This window comes from Chromobacterium sp. IIBBL 290-4, assembly GCF_024207115.1.
GTDB lineage: Bacteria > Pseudomonadota > Gammaproteobacteria > Burkholderiales > Chromobacteriaceae > Chromobacterium.
Genome location: NZ_CP100128.1, coordinates 2,920,887 through 2,934,392, shown reverse-complemented (window position 1 = coordinate 2,934,392; position 13,506 = coordinate 2,920,887). Strand labels below are relative to the sequence as shown.

Annotated in this window: 15 protein-coding genes and 1 rRNA gene; 10 read left to right on the top strand and 6 right to left on the bottom strand. The window is 60.1% G+C overall.

Going from position 1 to position 13,506, the window contains the following annotated elements; all coding sequences use genetic code 11:
• Window positions 1-138 precede the first annotated feature (138 nt).
• From NKT35_RS13705 to NKT35_RS13675, 7 genes are all read left to right on the top strand, one after another.
• Window positions 139-390: a BufA1 family periplasmic bufferin-type metallophore gene (locus tag NKT35_RS13705; RefSeq protein WP_254293830.1), complete on the top strand. Its 252-nt coding sequence runs from the start codon at window positions 139-141 to the stop codon at window positions 388-390.
• A gap of 87 nt (window positions 391-477) precedes the next feature.
• Window positions 478-741: a BufA1 family periplasmic bufferin-type metallophore gene (locus tag NKT35_RS13700; protein ID WP_254293828.1), complete on the top strand. Its 264-nt coding sequence runs from the start codon at window positions 478-480 to the stop codon at window positions 739-741.
• Between the two features lie 227 nt (window positions 742-968).
• A complete protein-coding gene (bufB, locus tag NKT35_RS13695) occupies window positions 969-1,799 on the top strand; it encodes an MNIO family bufferin maturase (protein ID WP_254293826.1) in 831 nt (276 codons plus the stop codon).
• A complete protein-coding gene (locus NKT35_RS13690) occupies window positions 1,786-2,550 on the top strand; it encodes an HvfC/BufC N-terminal domain-containing protein (protein ID WP_254293824.1) in 765 nt (254 codons plus the stop codon). Before bufB ends, NKT35_RS13690 begins: the two co-directional genes overlap by 14 nt.
• A complete protein-coding gene (locus tag NKT35_RS13685; RefSeq protein ID WP_254293822.1) occupies window positions 2,547-3,008 on the top strand; it encodes a DoxX family protein in 462 nt (153 codons plus the stop codon). Before NKT35_RS13690 ends, NKT35_RS13685 begins: the two co-directional genes overlap by 4 nt.
• Before the next feature lie 81 nt (window positions 3,009-3,089).
• Window positions 3,090-3,938, top strand: coding sequence for a phosphoserine phosphatase SerB (gene serB / locus NKT35_RS13680; RefSeq protein ID WP_254293820.1), 849 nt, complete (start codon window positions 3,090-3,092; stop codon window positions 3,936-3,938).
• Between the two features lie 2 nt (window positions 3,939-3,940).
• A complete protein-coding gene (locus tag NKT35_RS13675; RefSeq protein ID WP_254293818.1) occupies window positions 3,941-4,471 on the top strand; it encodes a hypothetical protein in 531 nt (176 codons plus the stop codon).
• Window positions 4,472-4,483: 12 nt separating this feature from the next.
• On the opposite strand, the gene moaA is transcribed toward NKT35_RS13675, so the two are convergent.
• Window positions 4,484-5,458 (bottom strand): GTP 3',8-cyclase MoaA, encoded by a 975-nt coding sequence (moaA, locus tag NKT35_RS13670; protein WP_254293816.1) that lies wholly within the window; start codon window positions 5,456-5,458, stop codon window positions 4,484-4,486.
• 570 nt (window positions 5,459-6,028) lie between these two features.
• Here moaA and NKT35_RS13660 point away from each other — a divergent pair.
• Window positions 6,029-7,939, top strand: coding sequence for a S53 family peptidase (locus tag NKT35_RS13660; protein WP_254293812.1), 1,911 nt, complete (start codon window positions 6,029-6,031; stop codon window positions 7,937-7,939).
• A 75-nt stretch (window positions 7,940-8,014) separates the two neighbouring features.
• Here NKT35_RS13660 and NKT35_RS13655 read toward each other — a convergent pair whose 3' ends face one another.
• Together NKT35_RS13655 and NKT35_RS13650 are read right to left on the bottom strand one after the other, a co-directional pair.
• Window positions 8,015-8,308, bottom strand: a complete 294-nt coding sequence (locus tag NKT35_RS13655; RefSeq protein ID WP_254293810.1) for a YMGG-like glycine zipper-containing protein — start codon at window positions 8,306-8,308, stop codon at window positions 8,015-8,017.
• A 110-nt stretch (window positions 8,309-8,418) separates the two neighbouring features.
• The gene (locus tag NKT35_RS13650; RefSeq protein ID WP_254293808.1) at window positions 8,419-9,228 is read right to left on the bottom strand and encodes an acetoacetate decarboxylase; all 810 of its coding nucleotides are present in this window, start codon (window positions 9,226-9,228) and stop codon (window positions 8,419-8,421) included.
• A gap of 186 nt (window positions 9,229-9,414) precedes the next feature.
• Between NKT35_RS13650 and NKT35_RS13645 the strand changes: the two genes are divergently transcribed.
• A complete protein-coding gene (locus tag NKT35_RS13645; protein WP_254293806.1) occupies window positions 9,415-9,750 on the top strand; it encodes a hypothetical protein in 336 nt (111 codons plus the stop codon).
• A gap of 144 nt (window positions 9,751-9,894) precedes the next feature.
• Window positions 9,895-11,121, top strand: a complete 1,227-nt coding sequence (locus tag NKT35_RS13640; protein WP_254293804.1) for an IS256 family transposase — start codon at window positions 9,895-9,897, stop codon at window positions 11,119-11,121.
• Here the strand turns inward: NKT35_RS13640 and NKT35_RS13635 are convergent.
• The 3 genes from NKT35_RS13635 to rrf form a co-directional block, all read right to left on the bottom strand.
• Entirely contained in the window at window positions 11,084-12,112 is a 1,029-nt protein-coding gene (locus NKT35_RS13635; RefSeq protein WP_254293801.1) for an oxidoreductase, read from the bottom strand. The genes NKT35_RS13640 and NKT35_RS13635 overlap by 38 nt on opposite strands.
• A 75-nt stretch (window positions 12,113-12,187) precedes the next feature.
• Window positions 12,188-13,096 carry an ion channel gene (locus NKT35_RS13630; protein ID WP_254293798.1) on the bottom strand — a complete coding sequence of 303 codons (909 nt, stop codon included), beginning with the start codon at window positions 13,094-13,096 and terminating at the stop codon, window positions 12,188-12,190.
• 239 nt (window positions 13,097-13,335) lie between these two features.
• Window positions 13,336-13,450 (bottom strand): 5S ribosomal RNA (rrf, locus tag NKT35_RS13625).
• Window positions 13,451-13,506: the final 56 nt, after the last annotated feature.

Below are 13,506 nucleotides of genomic sequence, written 5' to 3'. Positions count from 1 at the left end.
TTCAACTGCGTAAGAATCGCAAAAGCGTCTCGACTCAATGGCTGTGGACGGTGCTTTTCTCATTCAACTTGTAAGCAACCGCCGCTTCCGGCGACATATCGCCATCACCATCAAGGTGAACTACCCAGGAGAAATGCCATGACCAGCAACAAGACTCTGATTGCCTCCGCGCTCGGCGCCGTCATCGCCATGGGCGTGCTGGCCAGCGCGCCGGCGGCCGCGGCCGACAAAGACCAATGCTTCGGCATCGCCAAAGCAGGCCAGAATGACTGCAAGAACGCCGCCCACGCCTGCGCCGGCCAAACCAAAGTCGATAACGACCCGGCCGACTTCAAGCTGGTGCCCGCCGGCACTTGTCAAAAAATGGGCGGTCAAACCAAGCCGATGTAATTTTCCCGCTGGCCTTGCCGGCCGCTTTGAGTACCATACGCTCGGAAGCCCCATGCTTTCGGGCAAACATGACACAAGGAGTCAAACATGAAGAAACAGAATCAAGCTCTGATCGCCTCCGCGCTGGGTGCCGTCATCGCGATGGGCGCGCTGAGCGCCGCTCCGGCAGCCGCGGCCGACAAGGAAAAGTGTTACGGCATCGCGCAGGCGGGCAAGAACGATTGCGCCTCCGCCACCGGCGCCCACTCCTGCGCCGGCCAGGCCAAAGTGGACAAAGACCCGGGCGACTGGAAATACGTCGCCAAGGGCAGCTGCGACAAGATGGGCGGCAACACGGTCCCCAAGAAGTAAACCGCTCCATCCGGCCCACCCTATGGCGGGCCCGGATTGCAGGCAAAGCCCTCTCGCCTTTGCCAAGGCGAGACTGCCCTGCCTAGCCTGATAGGCATGCGCGCTGGCTTTTTAAGCGTGGGCCTCGATGGCTCATCGCCTCCGCGCGCGGTCTGTTTTGCCGGCCGCTGCGGAATCGCATGCGCTCGCTTTGCCAGCTCTCTGGGCCGCTCTCCAGGAACACCAGCATGTCACACCCCAGCCTTCCCAGCGTTTGCGGCATCGGCCTGCGCGCGCCGCATTACCGAGAAGTGTTAGACACTCTGCCGCCGCTAGGCTGGGTGGAAGTGCACAGCGAGAATTTCTTCGATGGCGGCACGCCCGTCGCCATGCTGCGGCGCGTCGCCGAGCATTGGCCGGTTTCGCTGCACGGCGTGGGGCTGGGTCTGGGCTCTTCGCCCAAGCCGGACCCAGCGCACCTGGCTGCGCTCAAACGACTGGCCGATGAGATCCAGCCGGCCTCGATCTCCGAGCACCTATCGTTCAACCACTCGGCGGCGCGCTACGTCAACGATCTCCTGCCCATCCCTTACACCCGCGCGGCGCTGGATGCGATCGCCGGCCACGTTTCAGCCGCGCAGGACGCGCTGGGCAGGGCCATCCTGCTGGAAAACCTGTCCAGCTATGTCGAATTCCCGGGCAATGAGATGAACGAGGGCGAGTTCCTGGCCGAACTGGTCCGTCTTACCGGCTGCGGCATCCTGCTGGACGTCAATAATCTCTACGTGAACCGGATCAATCTGGGCACCGATACCGATGCCGTGCTGGCTGCGCTGCCGGTCGACGCGATAGGCGAGATTCACCTGGCCGGCTATTCCGAACGCGGCCGCCTGCTGGTGGACACCCACAGCCAAGCGGTGCATGACGAGGTATGGACCTTCTATCGGGAGGTCATCGAACGCATCGGCCCCAGGCCGACCCTGATCGAATGGGATCTGGACATCCCGCCGCTGGCCATCCTGCAAGCCGAGGCCGCCAAGGCGCAAGCGATTCTGGAGGCTCGTCATGAACTGGCATGAATGGCAGGCCGGTCTCTTGGAGGCCATCGCCGATCCGGCTCAAGGCGAAGCGGCGGCCGCGCTGGCGCTGGATCCGGATGGATTGGCGGTTTACCGGAACAACTACCGCGTCGGCTTGATAGACTCGCTGGCGCATAGCCACCCGGTCTGCCGACAACTGGTGGGCGAGGAGTTTTTCACCGCGCTGGCCCGTGAATATGTGAAATCCCATGCGTCGGACAGCGGCAACCTGCACCGCTATGGCGAGCGTTTCGCCGACTTCATCGCCGGATTCGAACCCTGCCGCGACCTGCCCTATCTGGCTGACGTCGCCCGTCTGGAATGGCTGGCGCACCGCGCCTACTACGCCGCCGACGCCGAACCGCTGGACGGCGCCGCCTTGGCGTCGCTTGCGCCGGAACAGTGGGCCGCGCTGATTTTCACGCCCATGCCCGGCGTCGCGCTGTGCCGCGCCGATTCGCCGGCGCTCAGCATCTGGCTGGCGCACCGGCAGGACGCGCCGCTAGACGGCATTCTGCAGCGCCCCGCCGAAAACGCGCTGATCCATCGCCAGCAAGGCGAAGTTCAGGCCGCGCCGATCTCCGCATCTCGATACGCCTTTTACCGCGCGCTGTTCGATGGCGAACCGCTGGCCGCCGCGCTGGCGCAAGCCCAGGATGGTGGGGCGGACTTCGACCTGCAATCCGCCTTGCAAGGCTTGTTTCAGCCGCCGCTGCTCGCTTCGTTTCAACTACAGGAGGACGACGCATGAACCCCATACTCAGACAGGTATCCTGCGCCTACAGCCTGCTGATCAAAACCAGCTCCTGGCTGCAACCGCTGGTCTTGCTGCTATTGAGAATCTGGATAGCCAATGTGTTTTTCAGCTCGGGACTGACCAAGATCGCCGACTGGGATGTGACGCTGGCGCTGTTCACCGACGAATATCACGTTCCACTGCTGCCGCCAGCCGTGGCCGCGGTCATGGCCGCCTGCGGCGAACTGGGCCTATCCGCGTTGCTCGTCGCCGGCCTGGGTGGACGCTTCGCCGCCGCGGGGCTCTTCATTCTCAATGCGGTGGCCGTCATCAGCTACCCCGGCCTGACTGACGCCACCCGGCAGTTCCACTACTTCTGGGGCGCGCAAATCCTGGTTCTGCTGGCGTTCGGCCCCGGCTGCCTATCGCTGGACCAATGGATCAAGCGCTGGATGGGCGCGCGCGGGTGCTGAAGTAAGGCGCGAGCGCGCCAAGGCGGTAATTGGCCCAAGACGTGGCATAATAAAACCATCCATCTTGATGCCGATCGCACAATGAGCACACTGAAAACCCTGGTCGTACTCTCTTCTGAACTGCATCCACAGCATATTACCGACATCGCCCATCTGACTGACGCGCCGCATCTGGACCACCCGGCGCCGGATGTCGCCAGGATGCGCGGCGCCAACTTCGAGAAACGCCAGGCTGCGCTCGCGCTGTGCCGTCAATATGGCTATGACGCGGCCTATGTCGACAGCGGCAAACATTTCGCCGACTTCCGGCTGCTGGTCAGCGATATGGACTCCACCCTGATCAGCATCGAGTGCATAGACGAGCTGGCGGATCTGCACGGCATCAAGCCGCAGATCGCCGCCATCACCGAGCGCGCCATGCGCGGCGAGCTGGATTTTTCCGCCTCGCTGCGGGAGCGCGTCGCCTTGCTGGAGGGGCTGCCAGAAGCGGCGCTGGAACAGGTGTACCGCGAGCGTGTGCGGCTGAATCCCGGCGCGGAGCAAGTGCTGGCCGCCTGCAAGCGCTTCGGCATCAAAACTTTGCTGGTATCCGGCGGTTTCACCTATTTCACCGACAGGCTGAAAGCGGAATACGGCCTGGACTACGCCTACTCCAATCAGCTTGAGATCGTCGACGGCAAACTGACCGGAAAAGTGCTGGGCGACATCATCGACGCCGAGGCCAAGAAACGGCTGCTGATCGAAATCCGAACCCGCTTGAAGCTCAAGCCGGCCCAGGTGCTGGCGATGGGCGACGGCGCCAACGACTTGCCCATGCTATCGGAAGCCGGCGTGGGCGTGGCCTATCACGCCAAACCCGCGGTCAGCGCCGCCGCCGACATCGCCATCGAACGCGCCGGCCTCGATGCCTTGCTCAAACTCTATCACTGACCATGCAAACATCCGCCTTGCAGGCTGACCGCCTCTTGCCGCTCGATACGGTCAGCTTCGACTCCGAATTGCCCTTCCTCGCCCAGATCGCGGAAGGCGAGTTCTCGCCGCGCCTGCAGCGGGAAACCCGGCTCGCGCTGCGCGTGCTGGCCGCGCCTGGCGAAACGCCGGACGATAGCAACCCGGTGCTGCTGCGCCTGGAAGCCAAGCTTGATCTCGCTTTGGAAGTTTCCCTGCTGGAGCGCCACCCCAGCCGTCCAGGCTGCGCGCCATGCCGGCTAGGACTCAATGCGATTGCCTGGGAGGATGAGCAAGCCTGGCAAGCCGGCCAGCGCTTGCTCATTTCCATCTATCCCAATCCCGATTCGGCCTTGCTGCTGTTTCTCGACGGACGGGTCGAGGAGTGCCGCGCGCAAGACGATGGCCGGCACCTGCTGATGGCGGACATCCAGGGTTCGTTCGAACCGGACACGCATCTGATGTGGGAAAAGTGGGTATTCCGCCGCCACCGGCGCGCGATACTGGAACGCTGAGCCCAACCCGGCTCAGCCGCCGGTCATCGACATGAAGCGAACCAGCTTTTGCGGCTGCTCGCGGAACTCGTGGCGCTCCGGCTTCAGCTCTATCGCCTGCCGCAAAGCCTGCTCCAAACCGGCGTCGTCGATGCCGGAGCGCAGCAGAGGACGCAGTTCCAGCTTTTCCTCCTGCCCCAGGCACATGTATAAAGTGCCGTCGACTGACAAACGGACCCGGTTGCAGGTGGCGCAGAAATGCTGAGAAATCGGCGTGATCATCCCCAACGAGAAACTGCCGTCGCGGCTGCTCCAATAACGGGCCGGCCCGCCGCCCAGCGTCTTGGCCTGCTCGACCAAGTCAAACTGCGCGCACAAGCGCAGCAATACGGGCTGCAAATCCAGGTATTGGGCGGCGCGGCCGGTATTCCCCATCGGCATGGTCTCGATCAGCCGCAGGATGAAGCCATGCTCGATGCAGAAGGCGGTCATCGCCTCGATGTCCTGCTCATTGACACCGCGCATCGCCACCATATTGATCTTGATAGGCGAAAACCCCGCCTCTTTGGCCGCCGTCAGGCCATCCAGCACCTTGGGCAGGCTGTCGCTGCCGGTGATTTCATGCACGCACTCGCGCCGCAATGAGTCCAGGCTCAAGTTGATGCGGCTGACGCCGGCTTGGCGCAATGCCTGCGCATGCTTGCGCAATTGCGTGCCATTGGTGGTCAAGGACAGATCCGTCAAGCCTTCCAGCCGCGACAAGCGGCCAGCCAACTCCGCCAGATTGCGCCTCAGCAACGGCTCCCCGCCAGTCAGCCTCACGCGGCGCGTCCCCAAGCGAGCGAAAACCGCGACCACGCGTTCGATTTCATCGAAGGTCAGCCAGTTGGCGGGCTCTTCGAAGCCCTTGAATCCCTTGGGCAAACAGTACTCGCAACGCAAATCGCAACGATCCGTCACCGACAATCTCAGATATTCGATACTGCGCCCAAACCGGTCAATCAGCATGCATCCTCCAAACTTTGCCCCGCTACCGATTTAGTCGCCATTTCTTGCGCAATCTGTCGCGGCATCGCCGCGGCCAGCCGCTCACTATCCGACAGGCAGCAAACTCTATTTGAATTGTACTCCAGACCCGCAAGCTTGGCGGCAAACGCAGCATGCCTTCGGAAAGCCGACAGGCTCAGCGCCGCCCCGCACTCCTCCCATCGTGCCAATCCAGACCCATCCACCACGCAAAACGCTGCCTGCGGCATCGCCAAGATCGGCATCGTGGCCATCCCGCTCACGCAGTGAGAATTTATATGCAAATCACCGACATTGCATCGTCACATACCGTTACAAAACCTCGCTTCTGTCTCCTGCGCCGCCTCCTATATTGAAATTCAAACAGCATTAAATTAATCACAGAAGTACTTACAGGAACAAAGAAATCAAAGATTGCCATTAAAACAAAGAGACCACCCATGCTTGCCGCGCTCCCCTTCCGCTCCCTTCTGGCGCGGCAAAGCAAACTGGCCATACTGCGGCACCCGCTCGTCAAACAACAACAGCCAGCGACAAAGGAGAAACAAGACCATGGCATTTCCGCTGAAACTGACAGCGATCGCCGTCGCCATCGCCGCAGCATCGTCCGCGTCCATCGCCGCCAGCGCCCTGGATCTGGGCAAGGTGGAGCAGGCAGCGCCCGCGCAGCCCCTCACCGTCACCATCGCCCTGCCCCTGCGCGACCGCGATGCCGCCACCCGCTACCTGCTGGATATGCACACCCAGGGCAGCGCCAATTTCCACAAATTTCTGACCCCGGCCGAATTCCGCGCCCTTTTCGCGCCTAGCGATGCCTCCGTCGCTCGCGTCAGCGCGCGCTTGCAAGCCGCCGGCCTCAACGTCAAACGCGTCGGCAGCGCGCTGCTGCAGGTGAGCGGCCCGGCTGCCGTGGTGCAGAAGGCATTTGGCGCCGAAGTCCACGTTTTCCAAAAGCAAGCCTCATCGTCCGGCTCGGCCAGCCGCTTCATCTCTCCGGTCAAGGCCACTGCGCCCAGCGTCGATCTATCAGACGTCCAAGCGGTCATCGGCCTGGATAGCCGCCCCCACTTCCGTCCCCACATCCGCCAGTTGCCCAACGGCCTGAAGCCCATCGCGGCCAAGAGCGTCGGCGTGACTGCCGGCAATGCGCCGGGACAATGGACCGTCACCGACCTGGCTCGCCACTACGACATCACGCCGCTGTACAACAAGGGCATTCATGGCCAGGGCGCCACCATAGGCATCGTCACGCTCGCCAGCTTCACGCCGTCCGACGCGTTTCAATATTGGAATCAGTTGGGCCTGAAAACCGACCCGAACCGCCTGTCCGTCGTCGACATCGACGGCGGCCCCGGCGCGCCCAGCGACGAAGGCGGCTCGGATGAAACCACGCTGGACGTGGAGCAATCCGGCGGCGTGGCGCCTGGCGCCAAAATCATCGTCTATCAGGCGCCCAACACCACCCAGGGCTTTGTCGACGCCTTCGCCCAGGCTATAGAATCCAATGCCGCCGACACGCTGTCTGTCAGCTGGGGCGAGTGGGAATGGTTCGATGATCAGGCTCAGGCGGTGAATCCAGTCGGCGGCAAGAGCGCCAATGTGCTGCAGGTCTATCATGATCTGTTCCTGCAAGCCGCGCTGCAAGGACAAACCATGTTCGCCGCCGCAGGCGACTCCGGCGCCTACGATGTCAATCGCGCCGCGCCGCTGCCGCAATTCAACAAGGTTCTGTCTGTAGACAGCCCGGCCAACCAATCCTTCATCACCGCCGCCGGCGGCACCACCGTGCCGGCCACGCTGACGCTGCAGAGCAAGGATGGCAAGGCCACCCAGGTCAAGATTCCGACCGAGCGCGCCTGGGGCTGGGATTATTTGAGCGGCTTCTGCCAAGCGGCGGGCAAGGATCCGGTCGCTTGCGGCATTTTCCCGGTCGGCGGCGGCGGCGGCGTCAGCGCCTTCATCAACCGTCCCTTCTATCAGAGCTGGATCCCGCATATGCTGAACTCTCCTGCGGGACAACAGCTGGTTGACAGCAGCCAAACACCGCCGCAAGTGGTCGCTACGGTACCGGGCAATTTCAAGGGCCGCAATCTGCCGGATGTCTCGCTGAATGCCGACCCGGAAACCGGTTATGTGATGTATTACACCTCCAGCCAAAACGGTTTCGGCATCCTGGCCAATAATGGCGGCACCAGTTTTGTGGCGCCTCAGCTGGCAGGCATCACCGCCTTGCTGAACCAGTCGCTTGGCAGCCGCATCGGCCTGCTCAACCTGTCGCTCTATAGCCTGCTGGCCACAGGCCATGCCTATCACGGCTTCGGCCATCATGGCGCGCCGTTCCGCGAAGTCAGCGCGGGCGGCAACTGGGGCTACAACGCGCATAGGGGCTACAACCAGGCCACCGGCATCGGCGTGCCGAATGTCGCCAACCTGGATGCCGTGCTGAAGCGTTACTTCTTCTGATTTAGCGGCGTCAATAAAAAACGGCCTCCCGCAAGGAGGCCGTTTGCTTTTGCTGAATAGACGAAAGCCGTGCTGTCAGCGGCAACGATGATGCTTATGATGCCGCTTGCAAGGCTTATGGCGCTTGCCATGCCCCTGCTTGCGGTATTCGCGCTTGTCGGAGCGGCCATAGCCATTCCCCACCGCAGCTCCGGCGCCGCCGCCCAGCGCGCCGCCGATGATGGCGCCATCGCGGCCGCCCACCGCATGTCCAACCGCCGCGCCAGCCGCGCCGCCCAAAGCGCCGCCAATGACAGTATTCGTCGTTGTATCCGCCAGGGCTGCGCTGGCGCTCAAAATCAACGCCAGTCCCAAAACCGCCTTTTTCATATGCTGCTCTCTCGATCATCTGCCTGAAAGAGCAGCATAAGACAATGCTACTACTTGGTCCGTTTCAGAATGTTAGAGAATGTTCGCATTCATTTACAAGACATGCCATGCTACTGCTGCATGTAATCAAACGCGACAGTGCCAAGATCCAATGTCATATCGCAAATATAATGCGTGGCCGATAGTATCTCCAGCACCGGCAATGCCGCCACCGGCGCCAACGCATGCGGCCGCAGTTCCAAAGCGCCCGGTGCGCTCCATGCGCCTTTCAGCGTCACATCAGTGGTGTAATAACGGACCAATTCGCAAATTCTGGGCGAGCCGTCCACATGCGGAATGATCTTTAGCAGAAAATTCGGCTCCGCCAGGCCGGACAGCACGTTGGCATGATCCAGGGTTTGATACTTGTACCCCATGGTGCCGGTTGCGATCCGCTGCGAACCAAAATCCAAGGTGCCTATCAAGGTGTCGCGCTCGACTTGCAAGCGTGGGCTGCCCGCCTTCTTGGGGAAGCCCCACAACTCCCTCCCGCCGGCGATCGGCGGCTGATCATCCAAAAACATCGCATGCACATAGTTGCCGCGCTGCCCATTGAAGGTCACGGGGATCACTTGCCCGCTCTCGGTGTAGTCGCCAAAACCGGTGGAGTCCGGCATCCGAATGAACTCGTATTTGACGACGGGCTCCGTCATCTGCAACGGTTCCGGCAAGATGGCTTCAATCGCGGCCGGATCGGTTCGGTAACTGATCACCATATATTCGCGATTGACGAAACGGTAGGGGCCCGGCGGAAAAGCCGGACTGGTCAGCGGCATGGCGAAAGCGCGACGACGGACTTCTTGCTGTTTCATCAGGGACACTCCTGTTGACGGGTAATGGATAGAGAGCGGAAACACGCTTTGATTCAAATAATGATTCAAAATATTCCGCAAAAATGACAAGAGCAATAAGCAAAAATGCTAGTCCTGCGTACCTGCCCCCATCCCGCGCAATCAATCAGCCCATTTGCCGCCAGCGCTCTCGAGCAAGTTGACTAAGACGACAGCCGCGCCCATCATTACAGACGCATGACTCGAACAACCAATGCTCGCCAGACAGGACACCGCATGAACGCCGCCAAAAAAATCCGGAAATTCATCGAGGAAGGGCACGACCCTCAGCAGATGCTGGTATTGAAAGAGTTGGCCGCGGCGCTGGAAATGGGACGTTCTTTCGACCTCAGCCAGTTGTACGATATTGACATGCGCTACTTTGACGTCGCCATCGATTTGCTGAAAGACTGGCGCTTCGATCACCACATCAGCTCCCGCAGCAAACTGCTGGAGGCATTGCTGACGGAAATCGCTCCGGAGCGGCAAGCCCCAGTCAGCGCGGAAGAAGTCATCGCCACCGCCCAGCAAGCCAATGAAGGAGGCGGTGGCAAGAAAAAGAACAAGGGTTAGCTCAGCGCCATCCAGCCCTGCTCTTTGGCGCTGGCGAAACCCAACTCCAGCAGATGCATGATCTGACGCGCCGCTTGAGGGCGTGTACTGAATTTTGTGTAAACGGACATTTGGCAGGAAACTGCCACCTAGTCTGGAGACACAATGAGCTCAAAGAAACACGACGTACCTGACACACTACTGGACAGCTTGCTGGCCGACTATCAGAAGCCCGAAGACCTCATCGGTGAGAACGGCCTACTCAAGCAACTGACCAAGCTGCTGGTCGAGAAAGCACTGGATGCTGAGATGGCCGCACACCTCGGCCATAGCAAACACGAGCCGGTGCTCAATCCAGCCGGCAACACCCGGAACGGCAAGAGCCGCAAGACCCTCAAGGGCGAGTTCGGCGAATTGCCTATCGAAGTGCCACGAGACCGCCAGGGTACCTTCGAGCCGCAACTCATTCCCAAGCACCAGACCCGCTGGACCGGCTTCGACGACAAAGTCATCTCGCTTTACGCCCGTGGTATGACTGTTCGGGAAATCCAGGCCCATCTGGAAGAGATGTACGGCACCGAGGTCTCGCCCAGCCTGATCTCCTCCATCACCGATTCCGTCACAGAAGAGGTCAAGGCGTGGCAGGCTCGCCCCCTGGACTCGCTCTATCCGATCATCTACCTCGACTGCATCCACGTGAAAGTACGTGAGGGAGCTGTACGTGTGAAAGCCGTCTATCTCGCCATCGGTATTACCCTGGCTGGAGAGAAGGAGGTTCTGGGGATGTGGCTGGCTCAGACGGAAGGAGCCAAGTTTTGGCTTCAGGTCGTGACCGAGCTGCGTAACCGGGGCGTACAGGACATCTTTATCGCCTGCGTCGATGGTCTGAAGGGTTTCCCGGAAGCGATCGAGGCGGTCTTCCCGAAAGCAGCGGTGCAGTTGTGCATCGTGCACATGGTGCGACACAGCCTGAACTACGTGTCGTGGAAGCGGCGTGCTGAAGTAGCCGCCGACCTGAAGCGAATCTACCAATCGGCCACCCTCGACGAAGCTGAGCAGCGGCTAGGTGAGTTTGAGGCCAAGTGGGATGACGAGTATTTGCCAATTGGTCAGTCCTGGCGGCGCAACTGGGCTCGGTTGACGCCATTCTTCGACTACCCGCCGGAGATCAGGAAAGTGATCTACACCACTAATGCCATCGAGTCGGTGAATATGAGTCTGCGAAAGCTGACCAAGAATCGGGGCTCGTTCCCGAGTGATGAGGCATTGCTGAAACTGTTCTATCTGGCGCTAAGGAACATCAGTCAGAAGTGGACCATGCCGATTCGGGATTGGAAGGCAGCGCTGACTCGCTTTACCATTCAGTTCGAGGAACGCATTCCACAGGCGTAACCCAAACCCCGTTTACACAAAAATTCGGACACGCCCCCGCTTGAGGCGGGACAGGATTGTCCTTCCCTTCCAGAATGCAGTCCCGAATCGCCGCATAATACTGCCGGTAATCGCCCGCCGCTCCCTCATACGGCTGTTCGCCATCCGCGGCGGTCAGCAATCGTCCTGGTTGAGGATCTAGGCCCCAAGCGCTGCTCCCTGGCTTGCTGCCAGTTTTGAGCGCCTCCTCCTGAGGATCCAGGCCAAACTTGGTGAAGCTTCCCTCTGTGCCGTGGATGATGAAACGCGGCGCGGGAGCCGCCGCCAGCATGCTGCCATGCAAAATCACCCGCTTATCTGGATAGCGCAACAGCGCATGAAACCAATCATCAGACAGCGCGCCATCACGCAAAGCGCCGGTCTCCAACAGAATCGCTTCCGGCAAACCGAATAACTGCACGGCTTGATCAAGCAAATGCGGTCCCAGATCATACCAACGGCCCGCCCCCGGCCCGGCGGTCTCCCGCCAGCGCGCGGCAACCTCGGGGCGAAAGCGCTCAAAGTGCGATTCGAAATGAACCACCCTCCCCAATCGCCCCTCATCCAGCAGTTGCTTGATGGTCAGAAAATCCGCGTCCCAGCGTCGATTATGGAAAACGGACAAACAAAGCTCGGCGCGATCCGCCTCCATCACCAGCTGATCCGCCTCAGCCAGCGTCAAGGTAAATGGCTTATCCACCACCACGTGCTTGCCGGCCGCCAGCGCGGCCCGCGCAAGCGGAAAATGGCTGTCGTTCGGCGTGGCGATGACCACCAGATCGATATCGTCGCAAGCAAACAGCGCATCCGGGCTCGACAACGCCCGCGCCTGCGGCCAATCGCGCATGACTTGTTCCGGCTTGCTGGTAACGATGGCAAACAACTCCAGCCCCGGCACGGCATCAATCAGCGGCGCATGGAACGTTGCCCCGACATAACCATATCCCAGTCCCACCCTCAATCGCTCAGTCATCGCATACTCCTATCCACAAGTCTGCATCATACGTCTTGAGCATGAAATGCCAAACCCGGATCACTAGGGAGCGCCTCACTCGGCATCCTTACGCTTGCTCTCATCCCAAACCAGCGGGTTGACATCGTGCAGACGCAAGTAATCGACATGGTCGTTTTCATCCTCATCGGTATACAGGAGATCAGCGAAAGCATGGTTCCAGCGGATGTCTTGATGGGGAAAGGCCTGCCGCGCCACCATGGGCTGAATAGTAGTCTCATCCATCCCATTGATAGACAAAATAAGCATCGCCTTCTTCGACGCCAAAGAGGCGGCATCGCGCCCGAACAAAGGACTGCGCTCATCGATTTTATGCACCAACGTCCAACCAAGCAGAAACATCGGATGCTGGTCACGAACCAGCTCCAAATCGTATAGTTTGCGAAATGATGTCCCTTCCGCGGTCACCTCATGCTGCAGCAATCGCAGGCGGGCGCTGGCATCGATAATGACATTGGTTCGGGCATTGGCGGCTCTCAGCATCAATACTCGCTCGCCATCCAGCATCCTCACCACAGGACTGCGCGTAAATACTATGCGCGCCCGCGGGCGCGAAAAGCGCGCAAACGTCACCCCGGTAATCAAGGCGATGCTCATCATGCCGACGAAGATTTCCAACATCGAAATCCAGTGGGTATACAAAGTTTGCGGGTGCATATCGCCATAGCCTACGGTCGCCAGCGTCTCCACACTGAAGAAAAAGGCGCCGAGAAAACCCTGTGGATATTGATTGGCGATACCCGCAGGCTGTAGTTGATAGAGGCTGGCGAACAAGAGATTCAAAACGATGAAAGCTGCAGCGATGAATAGATAAAATCGCGGCCAGCTGATAGTCATGCAATAGTGGTAAAGATCCTGCAATGAATGGGCCGGCATATTGTGAATGAAAAGCTTGCGGCCACCCGCCTCGATGCGTCGCGCCCGTTTGCCGCTGCGAAAAACCATATCCAATACCTTCCCGTCAAAATCCATAGTTAGGGATTGTGTGAGGTATGCAAGACTAGGTCAATGGCATGACAAGCATGCCCAAAACGTTCGGAACTGAAACGCCAAAGCCCCGCTGGATCAGCGGGGCTTTTTGTTGGGAGAGCGTCGGGTGCGTCGAAAATGGCATGGCAGGCATCGCGCTTCCGGCGCGCCAATGCACAAAGCCCAGCTCGATTGAGCTGGGCTTCGAATGGGGCGTCTGGCGGTGTCCTACTTTCACATGGCCAAGGCCACACTATCATCGGCGCTAAGATGTTTCACGGTCCTGTTCGGGATGGGAAGGCGTGGGACCATCTCGCTAAGGCCACCAGACATAAACTTGTACAAACTTAAAGAAGCCTGAACCAGAGAAGCTCTCTGATTCTGAA

What these genes read in the sequence shown, in the direction of transcription:
- NKT35_RS13705 (WP_254293830.1), top strand. Translation starts at nt 139, where the DNA reads ATGACCAGCAACAAGACTCTGATTGCCTCCGCGCTCGGCGCCGTCATC.
- NKT35_RS13700 (WP_254293828.1), top strand. Translation starts at nt 478, where the DNA reads ATGAAGAAACAGAATCAAGCTCTGATCGCCTCCGCGCTGGGTGCCGTC.
- bufB (WP_254293826.1), top strand. Translation starts at nt 969, where the DNA reads ATGTCACACCCCAGCCTTCCCAGCGTTTGCGGCATCGGCCTGCGCGCG.
- NKT35_RS13690 (WP_254293824.1), top strand. Translation starts at nt 1,786, where the DNA reads ATGAACTGGCATGAATGGCAGGCCGGTCTCTTGGAGGCCATCGCCGAT.
- NKT35_RS13685 (WP_254293822.1), top strand. Translation starts at nt 2,547, where the DNA reads ATGAACCCCATACTCAGACAGGTATCCTGCGCCTACAGCCTGCTGATC.
- serB (WP_254293820.1), top strand. Translation starts at nt 3,090, where the DNA reads ATGAGCACACTGAAAACCCTGGTCGTACTCTCTTCTGAACTGCATCCA.
- NKT35_RS13675 (WP_254293818.1), top strand. Translation starts at nt 3,941, where the DNA reads ATGCAAACATCCGCCTTGCAGGCTGACCGCCTCTTGCCGCTCGATACG.
- moaA (WP_254293816.1), bottom strand. Translation starts at nt 5,458, where the DNA reads ATGCTGATTGACCGGTTTGGGCGCAGTATCGAATATCTGAGATTGTCG.
- NKT35_RS13660 (WP_254293812.1), top strand. Translation starts at nt 6,029, where the DNA reads ATGGCATTTCCGCTGAAACTGACAGCGATCGCCGTCGCCATCGCCGCA.
- NKT35_RS13655 (WP_254293810.1), bottom strand. Translation starts at nt 8,308, where the DNA reads ATGAAAAAGGCGGTTTTGGGACTGGCGTTGATTTTGAGCGCCAGCGCA.
- NKT35_RS13645 (WP_254293806.1), top strand. Translation starts at nt 9,415, where the DNA reads ATGAACGCCGCCAAAAAAATCCGGAAATTCATCGAGGAAGGGCACGAC.
- NKT35_RS13640 (WP_254293804.1), top strand. Translation starts at nt 9,895, where the DNA reads ATGAGCTCAAAGAAACACGACGTACCTGACACACTACTGGACAGCTTG.
- NKT35_RS13635 (WP_254293801.1), bottom strand. Translation starts at nt 12,112, where the DNA reads ATGACTGAGCGATTGAGGGTGGGACTGGGATATGGTTATGTCGGGGCA.
- NKT35_RS13630 (WP_254293798.1), bottom strand. Translation starts at nt 13,096, where the DNA reads ATGGTTTTTCGCAGCGGCAAACGGGCGCGACGCATCGAGGCGGGTGGC.